The organism is Methylobacterium oryzae, assembly GCF_036441375.1.
In the GTDB taxonomy this organism is placed as follows: domain Bacteria; phylum Pseudomonadota; class Alphaproteobacteria; order Rhizobiales; family Beijerinckiaceae; genus Methylobacterium; species Methylobacterium oryzae_A.
On the sequence record NZ_MLCA01000006.1, the window covers coordinates 194,631 to 208,358 of the forward strand.

The 13,728-nt window shown below is 70.5% G+C and carries 13 protein-coding genes; 6 read left to right on the forward strand and 7 right to left on the reverse strand.

Annotation, left to right across the window (positions count from 1 at the left end):
- Positions 1–222 precede the first annotated feature (222 nt).
- A complete protein-coding gene (locus tag MOTC310_RS11295) occupies positions 223–1,512 on the forward strand; it encodes an OmpP1/FadL family transporter (protein WP_331301810.1) in 1,290 nt (429 codons plus the stop codon).
- A 181-nt stretch (positions 1,513–1,693) separates the two neighbouring features.
- On the opposite strand, the gene MOTC310_RS11300 is transcribed toward MOTC310_RS11295, so the two are convergent.
- Positions 1,694–3,463, reverse strand: coding sequence for a PHA/PHB synthase family protein (locus MOTC310_RS11300; RefSeq protein ID WP_331302223.1), 1,770 nt, complete (start codon positions 3,461–3,463; stop codon positions 1,694–1,696).
- 282 nt (positions 3,464–3,745) lie between these two features.
- Between MOTC310_RS11300 and MOTC310_RS11305 the strand changes: the two genes are divergently transcribed.
- From MOTC310_RS11305 to MOTC310_RS11320, 4 genes are all read left to right on the forward strand, one after another.
- Positions 3,746–4,138, forward strand: a complete 393-nt coding sequence (locus MOTC310_RS11305; RefSeq protein WP_331301811.1) for a hypothetical protein — start codon at positions 3,746–3,748, stop codon at positions 4,136–4,138.
- Between the two features lie 68 nt (positions 4,139–4,206).
- Positions 4,207–5,424, forward strand: coding sequence for an LL-diaminopimelate aminotransferase (locus MOTC310_RS11310; protein ID WP_331293188.1), 1,218 nt, complete (start codon positions 4,207–4,209; stop codon positions 5,422–5,424).
- A gap of 134 nt (positions 5,425–5,558) precedes the next feature.
- Positions 5,559–5,771 (forward strand): hypothetical protein, encoded by a 213-nt coding sequence (locus MOTC310_RS11315; protein WP_331301812.1) that lies wholly within the window; start codon positions 5,559–5,561, stop codon positions 5,769–5,771.
- Positions 5,772–5,884: 113 nt separating this feature from the next.
- Positions 5,885–6,244, forward strand: coding sequence for a hypothetical protein (locus MOTC310_RS11320; protein WP_331293190.1), 360 nt, complete (start codon positions 5,885–5,887; stop codon positions 6,242–6,244).
- A gap of 21 nt (positions 6,245–6,265) precedes the next feature.
- On the opposite strand, the gene MOTC310_RS11325 is transcribed toward MOTC310_RS11320, so the two are convergent.
- Positions 6,266–6,601 carry a DUF3140 domain-containing protein gene (locus MOTC310_RS11325; RefSeq protein ID WP_331293191.1) on the reverse strand — a complete coding sequence of 112 codons (336 nt, stop codon included), beginning with the start codon at positions 6,599–6,601 and terminating at the stop codon, positions 6,266–6,268.
- Between the two features lie 199 nt (positions 6,602–6,800).
- Here MOTC310_RS11325 and prfB point away from each other — a divergent pair.
- A protein-coding gene (gene prfB, locus MOTC310_RS11330; RefSeq protein WP_331293192.1) for a peptide chain release factor 2 occupies positions 6,801–7,929 on the forward strand; the annotation gives its coding sequence in 2 pieces (ribosomal slippage) (positions 6,801–6,869 and positions 6,871–7,929; 1,128 coding nt in all).
- 196 nt (positions 7,930–8,125) lie between these two features.
- On the opposite strand, the gene MOTC310_RS11335 is transcribed toward prfB, so the two are convergent.
- The 5 genes from MOTC310_RS11335 to MOTC310_RS11355 all read right to left on the reverse strand — a co-directional run bounded on the left by MOTC310_RS11335 (position 8,126) and on the right by MOTC310_RS11355 (position 13,726).
- Positions 8,126–9,727, reverse strand: coding sequence for a gamma-glutamyltransferase family protein (locus tag MOTC310_RS11335; RefSeq protein ID WP_331301813.1), 1,602 nt, complete (start codon positions 9,725–9,727; stop codon positions 8,126–8,128).
- A gap of 195 nt (positions 9,728–9,922) precedes the next feature.
- The gene (locus tag MOTC310_RS11340; protein WP_331301814.1) at positions 9,923–10,846 is read right to left on the reverse strand and encodes an ABC transporter ATP-binding protein; all 924 of its coding nucleotides are present in this window, start codon (positions 10,844–10,846) and stop codon (positions 9,923–9,925) included.
- Positions 10,843–11,859, reverse strand: a complete 1,017-nt coding sequence (locus MOTC310_RS11345; RefSeq protein ID WP_331301815.1) for an ABC transporter ATP-binding protein — start codon at positions 11,857–11,859, stop codon at positions 10,843–10,845. The genes MOTC310_RS11340 and MOTC310_RS11345 overlap by 4 nt, the downstream gene beginning before the upstream one ends.
- Complete coding sequence (locus MOTC310_RS11350; RefSeq protein WP_331301816.1) at positions 11,856–12,785, reverse strand: ABC transporter permease; 930 nt, start codon at positions 12,783–12,785, stop codon at positions 11,856–11,858. Before MOTC310_RS11350 ends, MOTC310_RS11345 begins: the two co-directional genes overlap by 4 nt.
- A complete protein-coding gene (locus tag MOTC310_RS11355) occupies positions 12,782–13,726 on the reverse strand; it encodes an ABC transporter permease (protein ID WP_331293197.1) in 945 nt (314 codons plus the stop codon). Before MOTC310_RS11355 ends, MOTC310_RS11350 begins: the two co-directional genes overlap by 4 nt.
- Positions 13,727–13,728 lie beyond the last annotated feature (2 nt).

Below are 13,728 nucleotides of genomic sequence, written 5' to 3' on the forward strand. Positions count from 1 at the left end.
GCTCCGCTGACCACGCGCTTTCGCGCGTGAAGGCACCGTTTACCTCTGCTGCTCTACTGCTATTCCATTCGGCACCGAAAATGATCGGGGTCATTGCGGTTCTGCCCCTTAAACCGGCACCATGCACGAAAGGTCGCCGCATAACGGGTCTCGAATAATCGACGGCGCCCAGCAGAACGAGAAGGCTTGGGGGAAGAGATGGGCGGGACGGTTCGCGCTGCGATGCTGGCGGCGACGGCGGTGATCCTCGGCGCCGGGCAGGTGCAGGCGGGAGCGTTCGGGATCCGGGAGCAGAGCACCGAGGCCCAGGGGCTGGCCTTCGCGGGCGCGGCCTCGGGATCGGGCGGCGTCTCGTCGATCTTCTGGAATCCCGCGACGATCACGATGAACCCGGGCTTCGTCGCGGAGCAGAACTTCACCTATATCGGCCTGTCCTCCACGATCCGCCCGGAGGCCGGCACAAATCCGGGCTTCGCGCGGCTGGGCGGCTCCGGCGAGATCGGCCAGGGCGCGGTCGTGCCGGCGGGCGCCACCTCCTACCAGCTCAACGACCGCCTCTGGCTCGGCCTCTCCACCGGAGCCCCGTTCGGCCTCGTGACCAAGCCGCGCGACGTGTGGGCGGGCGAGGTCTACGGACGCTCGTCGCGGATCTTCTCGCTGGCGATCAACCCGGTCATCGGCTTCAAGGTCAACGAGTGGCTCTCGATCGCGGCCGGCCCGAACATCGAGTATTTCCGCCTGACCCTGCGGCAGGCGCTGCCGATCCCCGGCATCCTGCCGACCGCGTATCCGAGCTCCTTCCTCAAGGGTGAATCCTGGGGGGCGGGCTTCACCGCCGGCGCCACGCTGACGCCCCGCGACGGGACCGTGCTGGGCATCGGGTACCGCTCCTCGGTGCACCACGACATCGACGGCTCGATCGGCGTGCCGCTCGTCGCCCTGGCGTCGCTCGCCGGTCAGGTCCGCGCGCGGCTGAACACCCCCGACAAGCTGAGCGTCGGCCTGACCCAGGCGGTCTCGCCAGTGGCGCGGGTGAATCTCGGCTTCGAGTGGGATAACTGGTCGAGGCTCGGCACGATCGGCATCGTGTCGAAGACGATCGGGCTGCCGGTAAACAACCTGCCGCTGAACTACAAGGACGGGTTCACCTACGCGATCGGCGCCGAGTACGACGCCTCGCCGAACCTGACGCTGCGGACGGGCTTCGCCTACGAGACCTCGCCCATCGACTTCCGGAACCGATCGGTGCGCCTGCCGGACGGCGACCGGTACAACGTCTCGGTCGGCGCGAGCTACCGCTGGAGCCAGCAGCTGACGCTGAACCTCGCCTACTCGCACTTCTTCCTGGACCGCTCGCGGATCCTCGCGGGCGTCGGACGCGACTACAACATCAGCAATATCGCCTTCGCGGGCGTGGTGGATTCCAGCGCCGACATCGTCTCGGTCGGCTTCCGCTACGTGTTCGGCGCGCCGCCGGCCCCGGCCCCGGCGCCGCTCGTGCGGAAGTACTGACGGCCCGCTCTGCTTGGTTGCTTCGCTGCCGCCGTCTTTGCGAGCGCAGCGAAGCAATCCGGGACGGCGCCATGCTGACAGATGTCGCACCGCCCCGGGTCACGTCGCTCCGCTCGTGATGACGGGGCGGCGCCGTGATCGTCGCGGCCCATCACCCATCGATCCGAGCGCGTCGCGCGCCTCAGGCGCGCATCCGCACGTAGGTGCCGGGCGCCGGGCCCAGGGACTGGAGCGCGTCGCCGCCCGGCTGACGGGCGGGCACCCGCTCCGGCGCCTGCGCCTCGATCCACTGGAACCAGTAGGGCCACCACGAGCCCTTGGTCTCGACCGCGGCCCTGATCCACTCTTCGAGCGTCCCCTTCACGGGGCCGCCGGTCCAGTAGCCGTATTTCGGCTTGGACGGCGGGTTGATCACGCCGGCGATGTGGCCCGAGCCCGCGAGCACGAAATCGACCTTGCCGCCGAACACCTTGGAGCCCTCGAAGACCGACAGCGCCGGCGCGATGTGGTCCTCGCGGGTGGCGAGGTTGAAGATCGGAACCTGCACCTTCCTGAGGTCGAGGCGGACGTTGCCCAGCACCATCCGGCCCTGCGCCAGCGTGTTGTTGAGGTAGCAGTTGCGCAGGTAGAAGGAATGATTGGCCGCCGGCATCCGGGTGGCGTCGGAATTCCAGTACAGCAGGTCGAAGGCCGAGGGCGCCTTGCCCTTGATGTAGTTGTTCACGACATAGGGCCAGATCAGGTCGTTCGGCCGGAGCATGTTGAAGGCGTTCGCCATCCGGGCGCCCTCGAGATAGCCCTGCTCGGCCATGCGCGCCTCGACCTGGCGGATCTGCTCCTCGTCGGCGAAGACCTTCAGGTCGCCCGCATGGGTGAAGTCGACCTGCGTGGTGAGCAGCGTCGCGCTCTTGATCCGGCGGTTGCCGGTCGCGGCCTGCATGGCGAGCGTCACGGCGAGCAGCGTGCCGCCGACGCAGTAGCCCGCCGCCGTGACCTCGTTCTCGCCGGTGGCGACGCCGATCGCGTCGATGGCCGCCTCGATCCCCTCGCGCATGTAGGACTCGAAGTCCTTGTCGGCGTGGCGCGTATCCGGGTTCACCCAGGAGATGCAGAAGACCGTCAGCCCCTGATCGACCATCCACTTGAAGAAGCTCTTCTGGGGGTTGAGGTCGAGGATGTAGAACTTGTTGATCCAGGGCGGGACCATCAGGAACGGGCGCCGCAGCACGGTCTCGGTGGTCGGCGCGTACTGGATCAGCTCGATCAGGTCGTTGCGGAACACCACCTCGCCGGGGGTGACCGCCATGTTGCGGCCGACCTCGAACCCGCTCGGATCGGTCTGGCGCACCCGCAGCTGCCCGCCGCCGGCCTGCAGATCCTCCTCGTACATCTTGAGGCCGCGGACGAGGTTGGCGCCACTCTCCTGCAGGGTGTGGCGGATCAGCTCCGGGTTGGTCGGCAGGAAGTTCGAGGGCGACAGCATGCTGGTGAGCTGGCGCAGGTAGAACTGCGCCTTGTGGCGGGTATGCGCGTCGAGTCCCTCGGCCTCGTCCACGAGGCTCTCGGCCCAGCGGGTGGCGAGCAGGTAGGCCTGCTTGATGAAATCGAAATACGGGTTGGTCGACCACTCGGCATGGGCGAAGCGCGCGTCCCGGGGCTCGGGCAGCGCCACCGGATCGGCGGGCTGGCCCTGCAGGCGCAGGTAGGTGGAGCCCCAGAGCGACAGGAAGGCCTGCGACAGGCGGGCCTGCGCCTCGGCGCTGCGGTTCGGGTCGGCGAGCCACGCCTCGGCCACCTGACCGAGGACCTTGGCGGCCTCGCTCATCTCGCTGCCGGGCGCACCGGCCTGACCCTCGGGTCCGAGGAGGCGGGCGACGTTCCGCCCCATCGCCTCGATGTACTGTCCGGCATTGCGGGAGAGCGCCTCGATATCCGGCATCGCGGCGGCCATGCCGTCCGGCACCGCGCCGTTCGAGACCGACTTCGGAGGGGCGGTCCGATCCGGCGCCTGCGGGCTCGTCAAACGTGCCTCCCTGTGGTTCACCTGTTGACCCGATGGCGCGGGCCTCGTTTCCGACAAAATAACGAGCGAGCCAGAGTTTTCGCCAGCCCGGCTCTGGACGTCGCCGAAACATCCGGCCGATCTTTTCATACGCATGTGACGATGGATCGTGCCATTTTGAACCCCGCCGTCCGCCCGCATCGCGCCGGTCCGCTGCCCCGACTGACTCGCGTGGTCGGCTTGGCGCTTCTGGTCGGCGCGCTCGGGGCCTGCTCGGGCGACGTCGTCCGCTCGCTGGCCTCCGATGCAGGCTACGGGCCGCGGGTCGTCGCGGCCCCGGATTTCGTCACGGACACGCGCAGCAAGGCGCAGCCCGACTTCATGCCGGTGGGCGTCGACGCGCCGAAGCGGCCGGTCCGGGCCAAGTCGGTCACGGGCCAGAAGGCCCTGGAGGCGGAGCTGGAGGGCGCCCGCGGCCGCAACGAGGCCCGGGGACGGGCCGCCGCGAGCGCCGGGCCGCCGCGAGCGCCGGGCGGGGCGCGGCGGCCGCCATCAAGCCGGCCCCGGCGGCGCCGCAGTAGCCGGCCCGTTTTCAGGGTCGGCGCCGGCCCGCAACTCTGCTAGAGCAAATGGTTCGCCCGACCGGCCCAGACGAGAGACGCCGGATCCGGGACGCGCCGATGGACACGCCCATGACCGACTTCCACCGCATCAAGCGACTGCCGCCCTACGTCTTCGAGCAGGTCAACCGGATCAAGGCCGCCGCCCGAGCGCAGGGCGCCGACATCATCGATCTCGGCATGGGCAACCCGGATCTGGACGCGCCGAAGCACGTGATCGCCAAGCTGTGCGAGACGGCCGGGCGGCCGCGCACGGACCGCTACTCGGCGTCCAAGGGCATCGCGGGCCTGCGCAAGGCCCAGGCCGGCTACTACCAGCGCCGCTTCGGCGTGACCCTCAACCCCGACACGCAGGTCGTAGCGACCCTCGGCTCGAAGGAGGGCTTCGCCAACATGGCCCAGGCGATCACCGCGCCGGGCGACGTCGTGCTGGTGCCGAATCCGAGCTACCCGATCCACGCCTTCGGCTTCCTGATGGCCGGCGGCGTCATCCGCTCGGTGCCGGCCGAGCCCACCCCGGCGATGTTCCCCGCCCTGGAGCGGGCGATGCGCCACTCGATCCCGAAGCCGGTCGCCCTGGTGGTCTGCTACCCGTCGAACCCGACCGCCTACGTGGCGAGCCTCGACTTCTACCGGGATCTCGTGGCCTTCGCGAAGCAGCACGAGCTGATCCTGCTGTCGGACCTCGCCTACGCGGAGGTCTATTTCGACGACAACCCGCCGCCCTCGGTGCTGCAGGTGCCCGGCGCCATCGACTGCACGGTGGAGTTCACCTCGCTGTCGAAGACCTACTCGATGGCCGGCTGGCGCATGGGCTTCGCGGTGGGCAACGAGCGCCTGCTCGCGGCGCTCACCCGGGTGAAGTCCTACCTCGATTACGGCGCCTTCACGCCGATCCAGGTCGCCGCGACCGCCGCCCTCAACGGGCCGGACGACTGCATCCACGAGATGCGCAGCATCTACCGGAAGCGCCGCGACGCGCTGGTGGAATCCTTCGGCAAGGCCGGCTGGACCATCCCGTCGCCCGCCTCCTCGATGTTCGCCTGGGTGCCGATCCCCGAGCGCTACCGGGAGCTGGGCAGCCTCGAATTCTCCAAGCTGCTCCTGGAGAAGTCCGACGTGGCGGTCGCGCCCGGCATCGGCTTCGGCGAGTTCGGCGACGAGTATGTCCGCATCGCGCTCGTCGAGAACGAGCAGCGCATCCGGCAGGCGGCGCGCAACATCCGGCGGTTCTTCGACGGCACCGACAAGACCCTGCACAACGTCGTGCCGATGGCCCGGGTCGGTTAGCCGGGTCCGCGCCGATTGTTGCCGCGGGGCGACAGACGCCGCCAAAGGCGCCGACTCCCCGCGCCAGCGCTTGTCAGGGCGGGGCGCGATGGCCAGGGTCAGGTGCGGGGGTCTTCCCGCGTCCCGAGTGTCGCATGCGCCGCCTGAACCTGATCGCCGCCCTGCTGCTCGCCGCCGCGGGCTCGGCCTGCGCGCCGAACCCGATCATCGCCCGGGATCCGATCCCCGCGCCGGGACCGGCGGACGTGTACGCGTGCGACTCGAAGCCGTTGCCGGTCAACGCCTTCATGACGGATTGCCGTCCCGTTCCGGCGAGCCCGCAGGTCGTGCTGCGCGCGCGCGGCTGATCCCGCCCGGGATTTCGGTAACCGGTCGATTCGGATGCGCCGGACAAGCCGCCCGCGATCAGCTAGACTGTAGGCCAGATGCCGGCTCGCCCGGCCCCCTGACGGAGCATCGCGTGAGCACCAAGACCCTGATCGCCGCCGGACTCCTCGCCCTGCTGGCGGGGCAGGGCGCCTCGGCCTCCGACGCCGCCTACCCGCCCGCGCCGTACCAGCCCCGCGCCTTCGTGTTCACCGCGCCGAACGGGCCGACCGTTCTGGAGACCGAGGGCTGCTGCCAAGTCGTCGTGCCGCCGGGCCGCCCCGATCTCGCCGTGCCGCCGGTGCCGGTGGCCGAGGTGATGAACGGCGGCGGCTTCGGCTACACCGGGTTCGACTACTACAACGACCAGATCACCGAGGGCCGGTTCGGCGCGCGCAAGCGGCCGAAGGAGTACGTGATCGCCCCGTCCTACATCGTGCCGCCGCGCTACTGAGCCGCCGGGCGCTCCGGGGCCTCAATCCTTGTGCGGATCGTGGCCCCAGTTCATCAGCGACATCCGCCACGGCGAGTCGGGGTCCTTCCGCGCCTCGCCGCCCTGCTTGAGGTGGCGGTGGACGTAGCCCACGACCTTGCGCATGGCGGCGTAGTCGTCATCGGTCAGGTCGGCCTTCTTGGTGTCCTTGATCGCGAGGATCCGCCGGCCCATCTCGTGGCCGGTCGACTCGCCGCCATCCTTCTTCTGGCCGACCTCCCGGCTGGCCTCGCTGTCGAGGTGCTTCCTCAGCGCCGCCGGCGTCATGTTGACGGCCTCGTTGAAGTCCTTCCACGTCGCCGCGTGATCGTCCGCCATCCGCCTGCCTCCTGGGCCGTGTCGCTCGTGCCCGACAACGCGCCCGAGGCTCGCCGGCTCGCAGCCGTCCCTGCGGTCGGGCGCCGCACGGGCGGCGGGCGTCGCGGCGCGGGAGCGTTTACAGGCCGGGTCCCGGGGGGTATCACCCCGACCCGACGAAGCTCCACTCCTTCCCCACACCCCATTCCCGAAAAGCCAGATGCGCGCCGAGATCGAGCAAGCCTCGGATGCCGCCAAGCAGTCTATAGGGCTGCTGAGGAGGCATCTTTGACTGGGACACAGTCGATAAACGCCTCGCGGAGCTGAACGCAGCCTCCGAGGATCCCGACCTCTGGAACGATGCCGAGGCCGCCCAGAAGGTCATGCGCGAGCGCCAGCAGCTCGACGAGGCCGTCACGGCGATCAAGAAGCTCGAGCGCGACCTCGAGGACGGCGCGACGCTGATCGAGCTCGGCGAGATGGAGGGTGACGAATCCTCGATCCGCGAGGGCGAGGCCGCGATCCTGGCCGTCGAGAAGGAGGCCGCGAGCCGGCAGGTCGAGACCCTGCTGTCCGGCGAGGCCGACGGGTTCGACACCTATCTCGAGGTCCACGCCGGCGCCGGCGGCACCGAGAGCCAGGACTGGGCCAACATGCTCCAGCGCATGTACGCCCGCTGGGCCGAGCGCCGGAAGTACAAGGTCGAGGTCGTAGAGATGACCGACGGCGAGGAGGCCGGGATCAAGGGCGCCACGCTCCTGATCAAGGGCCACAACGCCTATGGCTGGCTCAAGACCGAGTCCGGCGTGCACCGCCTGGTGCGGATCTCGCCCTACGATTCCAGCGCCCGGCGGCACACCAGCTTCGCCAGCGTCTGGGTCTACCCGGTGATCGACGACCGGATCGAGATCGAGATCAAGGAATCCGACTGCCGGATCGACACCTATCGGTCGTCCGGCGCCGGCGGCCAGCACGTCAACACAACCGACTCGGCGGTGCGCATCACCCACAATCCGACCGGGATCGTGGTGGCGTGCCAGCAGGAGCGCTCGCAGCACAAGAACCGGGCGACCGCCTGGAACATGCTGCGCGCCCGGCTCTACGAGGCGGAGCTGAAGAAGCGCGAGGAGAAGGCCAACGCTGAGGCCGCCTCCAAGACCGATATCGGCTGGGGCCACCAGATCCGGTCCTACGTGCTGCAGCCGTACCAGCTGGTGAAGGACCTGCGCACCGGCACCCAGTCCACCGATCCGGACGAGGTGCTCGACGGCGACCTCGACCCGTTCATGGAGGCCTCGCTCGCCCAGCGGGTCTACGGCGGCGTCGAGGCGGTCGAGGACATCGACTGAGGCAGCGACGTGGGCTGCCTCACCGTCATCACGAGCGCAGCGAGGTGACCCAGGGCAGCGCGCCGTCGATCAGCGTGGCGCTGTCTGGATTGCTTCGCTCCGCTCGCCGTGACGGCGGTGCCGATTGACGCTCACCCTCGCGGGCACCCGAGGATGAGAGGGGGGCAGCGCCCACCCCCCCCCCCTCGCACGCCTCTCAATACCCCAGCGCCGCCCCGTCCTTGCGCGGGTCCGAGCCGGCCGCCAGCGTGCCGGCCTTCCGGTCGATCCAGATGATCTGGCCGCCACCGAGCGGCAGGGGCGCCCGGATCGCCGGGTGGCCTCGCTCGACCAGCCCCGCCATCACCGCGTCGGGGATCCCGCCCTCCACCTCAAGGCTGCCGCCGTAGGCGAAGCTGCGCGGCGCATCGAGCGCCTCCTGCACGTCGAGGCCCCGGTCGAGGAGACCGGAGAGCAGCTCGACATGGCCCATGGCCTGGTAGTGGCCGCCCATGACGCCGAAGGGCGCGACCGACTGCCCGTCCTTCATCAGCATGCCGGGGATGATCGTGTGCATCGGCCGCTTGCCCGGCCCGACGCTGTTCGGGTGGCCGCCCTCGGTGCGGAAGGACAGGCCGCGATTGTGCAGCAGCACGCCGCTCTCGGGCGCCAGGATGCCCGAGCCGAAGCCCTGGAAGATCGAGTTGATCAGCGACAGCGCGTTGCCGTCCCGATCGACCACGCAGAGATAGACCGTGTCCTTGTGGGCGCGGCCCTCGGCCATCTCGCGGGCGATCTCGGGATAGATCTCCGGTTCGCGGGCCCGGCCCATGTCGATCGCCCCGTGGGCGGCGGCCTTCCAGGCGTCGGAGAGCAGGTGCTCGATCGGCACGTTGGCGAGGGCGGCGTCGCCGAATAGGACGTCGCGGTGGTGGTAGCCCTGCTTGCACACCTCCGCGAAGAGGTGGAGGCGGTCGAGGTCCGAGAGGGCGCCGACGTCGTAGTGGGAGAGGACGTTGAGCATCATCAGCGCCGCCAGCCCCTGGCCGGCGGGCGGGCACTCGTAGACGTCGTAGCCGCGGTAGCGGGTCGAGACCGGCACGACCACGTCGGGTTTGGCAGCAGCGAAGTCGTCGAGGGTGTGCAGGCCGCCGAGAGCGTTGAGGCGGCTCACCATGTCGGCGGCGACGGGGCCCGTGTAGAAGGCGCGCGCACCTTGCTCGGCGATGTGCCGCAGCGTCGCCGCGAGCTTCGGCAGGCGGACGACGCTGCCGATCGCCGGCGGTTTCCCGCCGGGCAGGTAGGTCTCGGCGGCGTGCGGGTCCGCGGCGACGCGCTCGGCGCCCCGCAGCCAGTCCCATCCCACCCGCTGCTGGACGACGAACCCGTCCTCCGCGTAGCGGATCGCGGGCTGGAGCAACTCGCCGAGGGAGCGGGTGCCGTGCTCGCGCACCAGCAGGTCCCAGGCCGCAACCGCGCCCGGTACCGTGACCGCGTGCGGCGAGGTCGGCGTGATGGCGACGCCGTGCTCGGCGTACCAGTCGGGCGTCGCGGCGGCCGGGGCCCGACCCGAGCCGTCGAGGGCGATCGGCTTGGCGGCGCCCGCGGGGGCGTAGAGGGCGAAGCAGTCGCCGCCGATCCCGGTCATGAGCGGGTCGACCACGCATTGCACGGCGACCGCCGCGATGCCGGCATCGACGGCGTTGCCGCCGCCGCGCAGAACCTCGATGGCGGCGATCGTCGAGAGCGGGTGCGAGGTCGCGACGGCGGCGTTGGCGGCGTAGACCGGGGAGCGGCCGGGTGCGGAGAAGTCTCTCACGGGATGTCCTGCTGTGCTGAACGGTTTAGAGGCTGCTTGATCCAAGAAGCGGCCTCATCCTGAGGTGACGGAGCGAAGCGGAGGCCTCGCAGGAGGGCTCCAGGGTTCGGGCGGCTGGCTGGAGCCCTCCTTCGAGGCTCGCTGCGCTCACACCTCAGGATGAGGGAGGAGGGTGGGAAAGATCATGCGAGGCTTTCATGCGTGCCTTAGCTCCGGCATCGCCACCCAGTGGCCGGGCGCCACCTCGGTGAGCGGCCCGTCGGGCGGCTGGTCGTGGCCGGCGAGGTCGCGCGCGGCGAGGCGGGCGCGCTCCTCGGCCGGGTGTGGCACCGGCACCGCGGCGAGCAGGCGGCGCGTGTAGGGATGGCGCGGGTCGTCGTAGAGGGCGTCGGCCTCGGCCAGCTCGACGATCCGCCCGCGCCAGAGCACCGCGACCCGGTGGCAGAGGTAGCGCACCATCCGCAGGTCGTGGGAGATGAACAGGTAGGACAGGCCCATCTCGTCCTGCAGGTCCTGGAGCAGGTTCACCACCTGCGCCTGGATCGAGACGTCGAGCGCCGCGATCGGCTCGTCGGCGACGATGAAGCTGGGCTTCAGGGCGATCGCCCGGGCGATGCAGATGCGCTGCCGCTGGCCGCCCGAGAACTGGTGCGGGTAGCGCCCCATGAAGCGCGGATCGAGCCCGACCCGCTGGAACAGGGCCGCGACGGCCTCCCGCCGCTCCGGGCCGCGCATGTCGCGCCGGTGCAGCCTGAACGCCTCGGCGACGTACTCGCCCGCGCTCATCCGCGGATTGAGGGCCGCGTAGGGATCCTGGAACACGGTCTGGATCCGGGCCCGCATCTTCCGCATCGCGCCCGCCGAGAGCTTGGCGAGGTCGGTGCCCTCGAAGGCGATCGTGCCCGATGTCGGCGGGTTGAGCATGGTCACGGCCCGGCCGATCGTCGACTTGCCGGAGCCGGACTCGCCGACGAGGCCCAGGGTCTCGCCGGGACGGATGTCGAAGCTCACGCCCTCGACGGCGCGGAACACCGCGCTCTTGCCACCCCACCAGGAGCGGAGGGGGTAGTGCTTGGACAGGTCGCGCACCGAGACGACCGGATGATCCTGCTCGCTCATCGCGCGGCCTCCCGGCTCAACAGCTCAGGCAGGTCGTACCAGGCGGCGACGAGGTGGCCGGGTGCGGCGCCGGGCGCCTGCGCCAGCGGCGGCATCTCGCTCCGGCAGCGGGGCGTCGCGTAGGCGTTGCGCGGCGCGAACGGGTCGCCCGGCGGCAGGTGGCGCATATCCGGCGGCGCCCCCTCGATCTGGTGAAGGCGCCGCCGCCCGGCGCGGCCGCCGGAGAGATCCGGCAGGGAGCGCAGCAGGCCGAGCGTGTAGGCGTTGCGCGGATCCGAGAAGATGTCGTCGACCGGGCCGCGCTCCAGGATCCGGCCGGCATACATCACCTGCACGGTGTCGCTGATCCCCGCCACCACGCCGAGATCGTGGGTGATCCAGATGATCGCCATGCCGAGCTCGCGCTTCAGCTCCTGCACCAGCGCGACGATCTCGGCCTGGACGGTGACGTCGAGGGCCGTGGTCGCCTCGTCGGCGATCAGCAGCTTCGGCCGGCAGCTCAGACCGATCGCGATCATCACCCGCTGGCGCTGGCCGCCGGAGAACTCGTGCGGGTACTGGTCAAGGCGCGCGGCCGCGTTCGGGATGCGCACGAGGTCGAGCAGCTCCTTGGCCCGGGCGCGGGCCGCGCGGGCGTCGAGGCCGAGATGGATCCGCAGGGGCTCGACGATCTGCGCCGCCACGGTCATGCCGGGGTTGAGCGAGCTCATCGGGTCCTGGAACACGAAGCCGATCGCGCCGCCGCGGATCTTTCGCAGCTCCCGCTCCTTCAGCCCGAGCAGGTCGCGGCCCTCGAACAGCACCTGACCGCCGGTGATGCGGCCCGGCGGGCGCGGGATCAGGCCCAGCATGGCGAGCACGTGCACGCTCTTGCCGGAGCCGGACTCGCCGACGATCCCCAGCGTCTCGCCCTCATGCAGGGTGTAGGAGACACCGTTGACCGCGTGGACCGCGCCGCCGTCAGTGTCGAGGGCGACGGCGAGGTCGCGGACGTCGAGGAGGGGCTTCGTCATGTGCGCTGCCTCGGGTCGAGGGCGTCCCGCAGGCCGTCGCCGAACAGGTTGAAGGCGAGCACCGCCAGGAAGATCGACAGGCCGGGCCAGATCGCCATCCAGGGGGCCTCGTCCATGAAGTTCTTGGCGGTGTTGAGCATCGCGCCCCAGGACGGTTCGGGCGGCTGCTGGCCGAGGCCGAGGAACGACAGGCTCGCCTCCGCGATGATGGCGGCCGCGATGGTCAGCGTCGCCTGGACGAGGATCGCCGGGACGATGTTGGGCAGGATGTGGACGCGGGCGATCCGCCAGGGCGGGTTGCCCATGGCGCGGGCCGCCTCCACGAACTCTTCGGCCGCCACGGCGCGCACCTGCGCCCGGGTCAGCCGGATGAAGGTCGAGGTCGCCGAGAGGCCGATGGCGATCATCGCGTTGACGAGGCTCGGGCCGAGGAAGGCGGCGAGGGCGATCGCCAGGATCAGGAACGGGATCGCGAGCAGCGCGTCGGTGAGACGGGAGATCGCTCCGTCGATCCAGCCGCCCGCGTAGCCGGCGAGCAGCCCGAGCGGCAGGCCGAGGGAGACGGCCAGCGCCACCGAGACGAGGCCGGCCCCGAGCGAGGCGCGGGCGCCGAAGATGATCCGCGAGAGCACGTCGCGCCCGACCTCGTCACCGCCGAACGGGTGCGCGAGGCTCGGCGCGCCGCGGACATTGCCCCAGTCGGTGGCGGTCGGGTCGTAGGGGGCGATCCAGGGGGCGAACACCGCCATCAGGATCAGCAGGCCGACGATGACGAGGCCCGCCACCGCGCTCTTGCGCGCGCGCAGGCGTCGCCAGAACGCCGCGAGGGTGCCGGGTTCCTGAAGGAGGGGCTGGGCGGGCGTGCCGGACGGGGCGGCCTCCAGGCCGACGGCCTCGGCGCGGGCGATCTCGCTGCCGGTGCTCATGCCCGCCTCAGCTTCGGGTTCACGGCCGCCGAGAGCAGGTCGGCGGCGAGGTTCAGGGCGATGTAGGTGGCGGCCGTGCAGATCACGACGCCCTGCACGGTGGCGAAATCCCGGTTGAACACGGCATCGACCATCAGCTTGCCGAAGCCCGGCACGGAGAAGACCTGCTCGGTGAGCACCGCCCCCGACAGGAGCTGCCCGAACTCGAGCGCGCCCAGGGTAATGATCGGGATCGCGGCGTTGGGCAGCGCGTGCCGCAGTGTGACCCGCAGCGGCGAGACGCCCTTGGCGCGCGCGGTGCGGACGTAGTCGGAGCCGAGCACGCCCAGCATCGCCGCGCGGGTGTGGCGCATCATCACCGCCGCGATGGCGTTGCCGAGCACGAAGGCCGGCATCACCATGGCGGCGAGGTTCTCCGACAGGCTCTCGAACGGCGACACGTAGCCCGAGGCCGGCAGCCAGCCGAGCTCCACCGAGAACAGCAGGATCAGCAGGATCCCAAGCCAGAAATTCGGCACCGACAGGCCCCAGAGCGCCACGCCGTTGGCGATCGTGTCGGCGGCCTGACCGCGCTTGACCGCCGAGAGCACCCCCATCGGCACGCCGATGGCGAGCGCCACCAGCATGGCGAGGCAGGCAAGCTCCAGCGTCACCGGCAGCTTCTCGACGATCAGCTCGGCGACCGGCTTCTGCAGCCGGATCGACTCGCCGAGATCGCCCCGCAGCACGCCGCCGGCCCAGTAAGCGTAGCGGACCGGAAGGGGCTCATCGAGGTGGTACTTCTCGCGGATGAAGGCGATCACCTGCGGGTCGCGCTCCTCGCCGGTCAGAGCCGTGGCGACGTCGCCCGGCAGCAATTGCTGCAGGGCGAAGATGATCATCGAGGCGAGGATCAGCGTCGGGACCGCGAGGGCGAGACGTCGGGCCAGAAATCGGAGCATCA

Coding starts and splice junctions, on each gene's coding strand:
- MOTC310_RS11295 (WP_331301810.1), top strand. CDS start 223: ATGCTGGCGGCGACGGCGGTGATCCTCGGCGCCGGGCAGGTGCAGGCG.
- MOTC310_RS11300 (WP_331302223.1), bottom strand. CDS start 3,463: ATGGCCGCCGCGATGCCGGATATCGAGGCGCTCTCCCGCAATGCCGGA.
- MOTC310_RS11310 (WP_331293188.1), top strand. CDS start 4,207: ATGACCGACTTCCACCGCATCAAGCGACTGCCGCCCTACGTCTTCGAG.
- MOTC310_RS11315 (WP_331301812.1), top strand. CDS start 5,559: ATGCGCCGCCTGAACCTGATCGCCGCCCTGCTGCTCGCCGCCGCGGGC.
- MOTC310_RS11325 (WP_331293191.1), bottom strand. CDS start 6,601: ATGGCGGACGATCACGCGGCGACGTGGAAGGACTTCAACGAGGCCGTC.
- MOTC310_RS11340 (WP_331301814.1), bottom strand. CDS start 10,846: ATGAGCGAGCAGGATCATCCGGTCGTCTCGGTGCGCGACCTGTCCAAG.
- MOTC310_RS11345 (WP_331301815.1), bottom strand. CDS start 11,859: ATGACGAAGCCCCTCCTCGACGTCCGCGACCTCGCCGTCGCCCTCGAC.
- MOTC310_RS11350 (WP_331301816.1), bottom strand. CDS start 12,785: ATGAGCACCGGCAGCGAGATCGCCCGCGCCGAGGCCGTCGGCCTGGAG.
- MOTC310_RS11355 (WP_331293197.1), bottom strand. CDS start 13,726: ATGCTCCGATTTCTGGCCCGACGTCTCGCCCTCGCGGTCCCGACGCTG.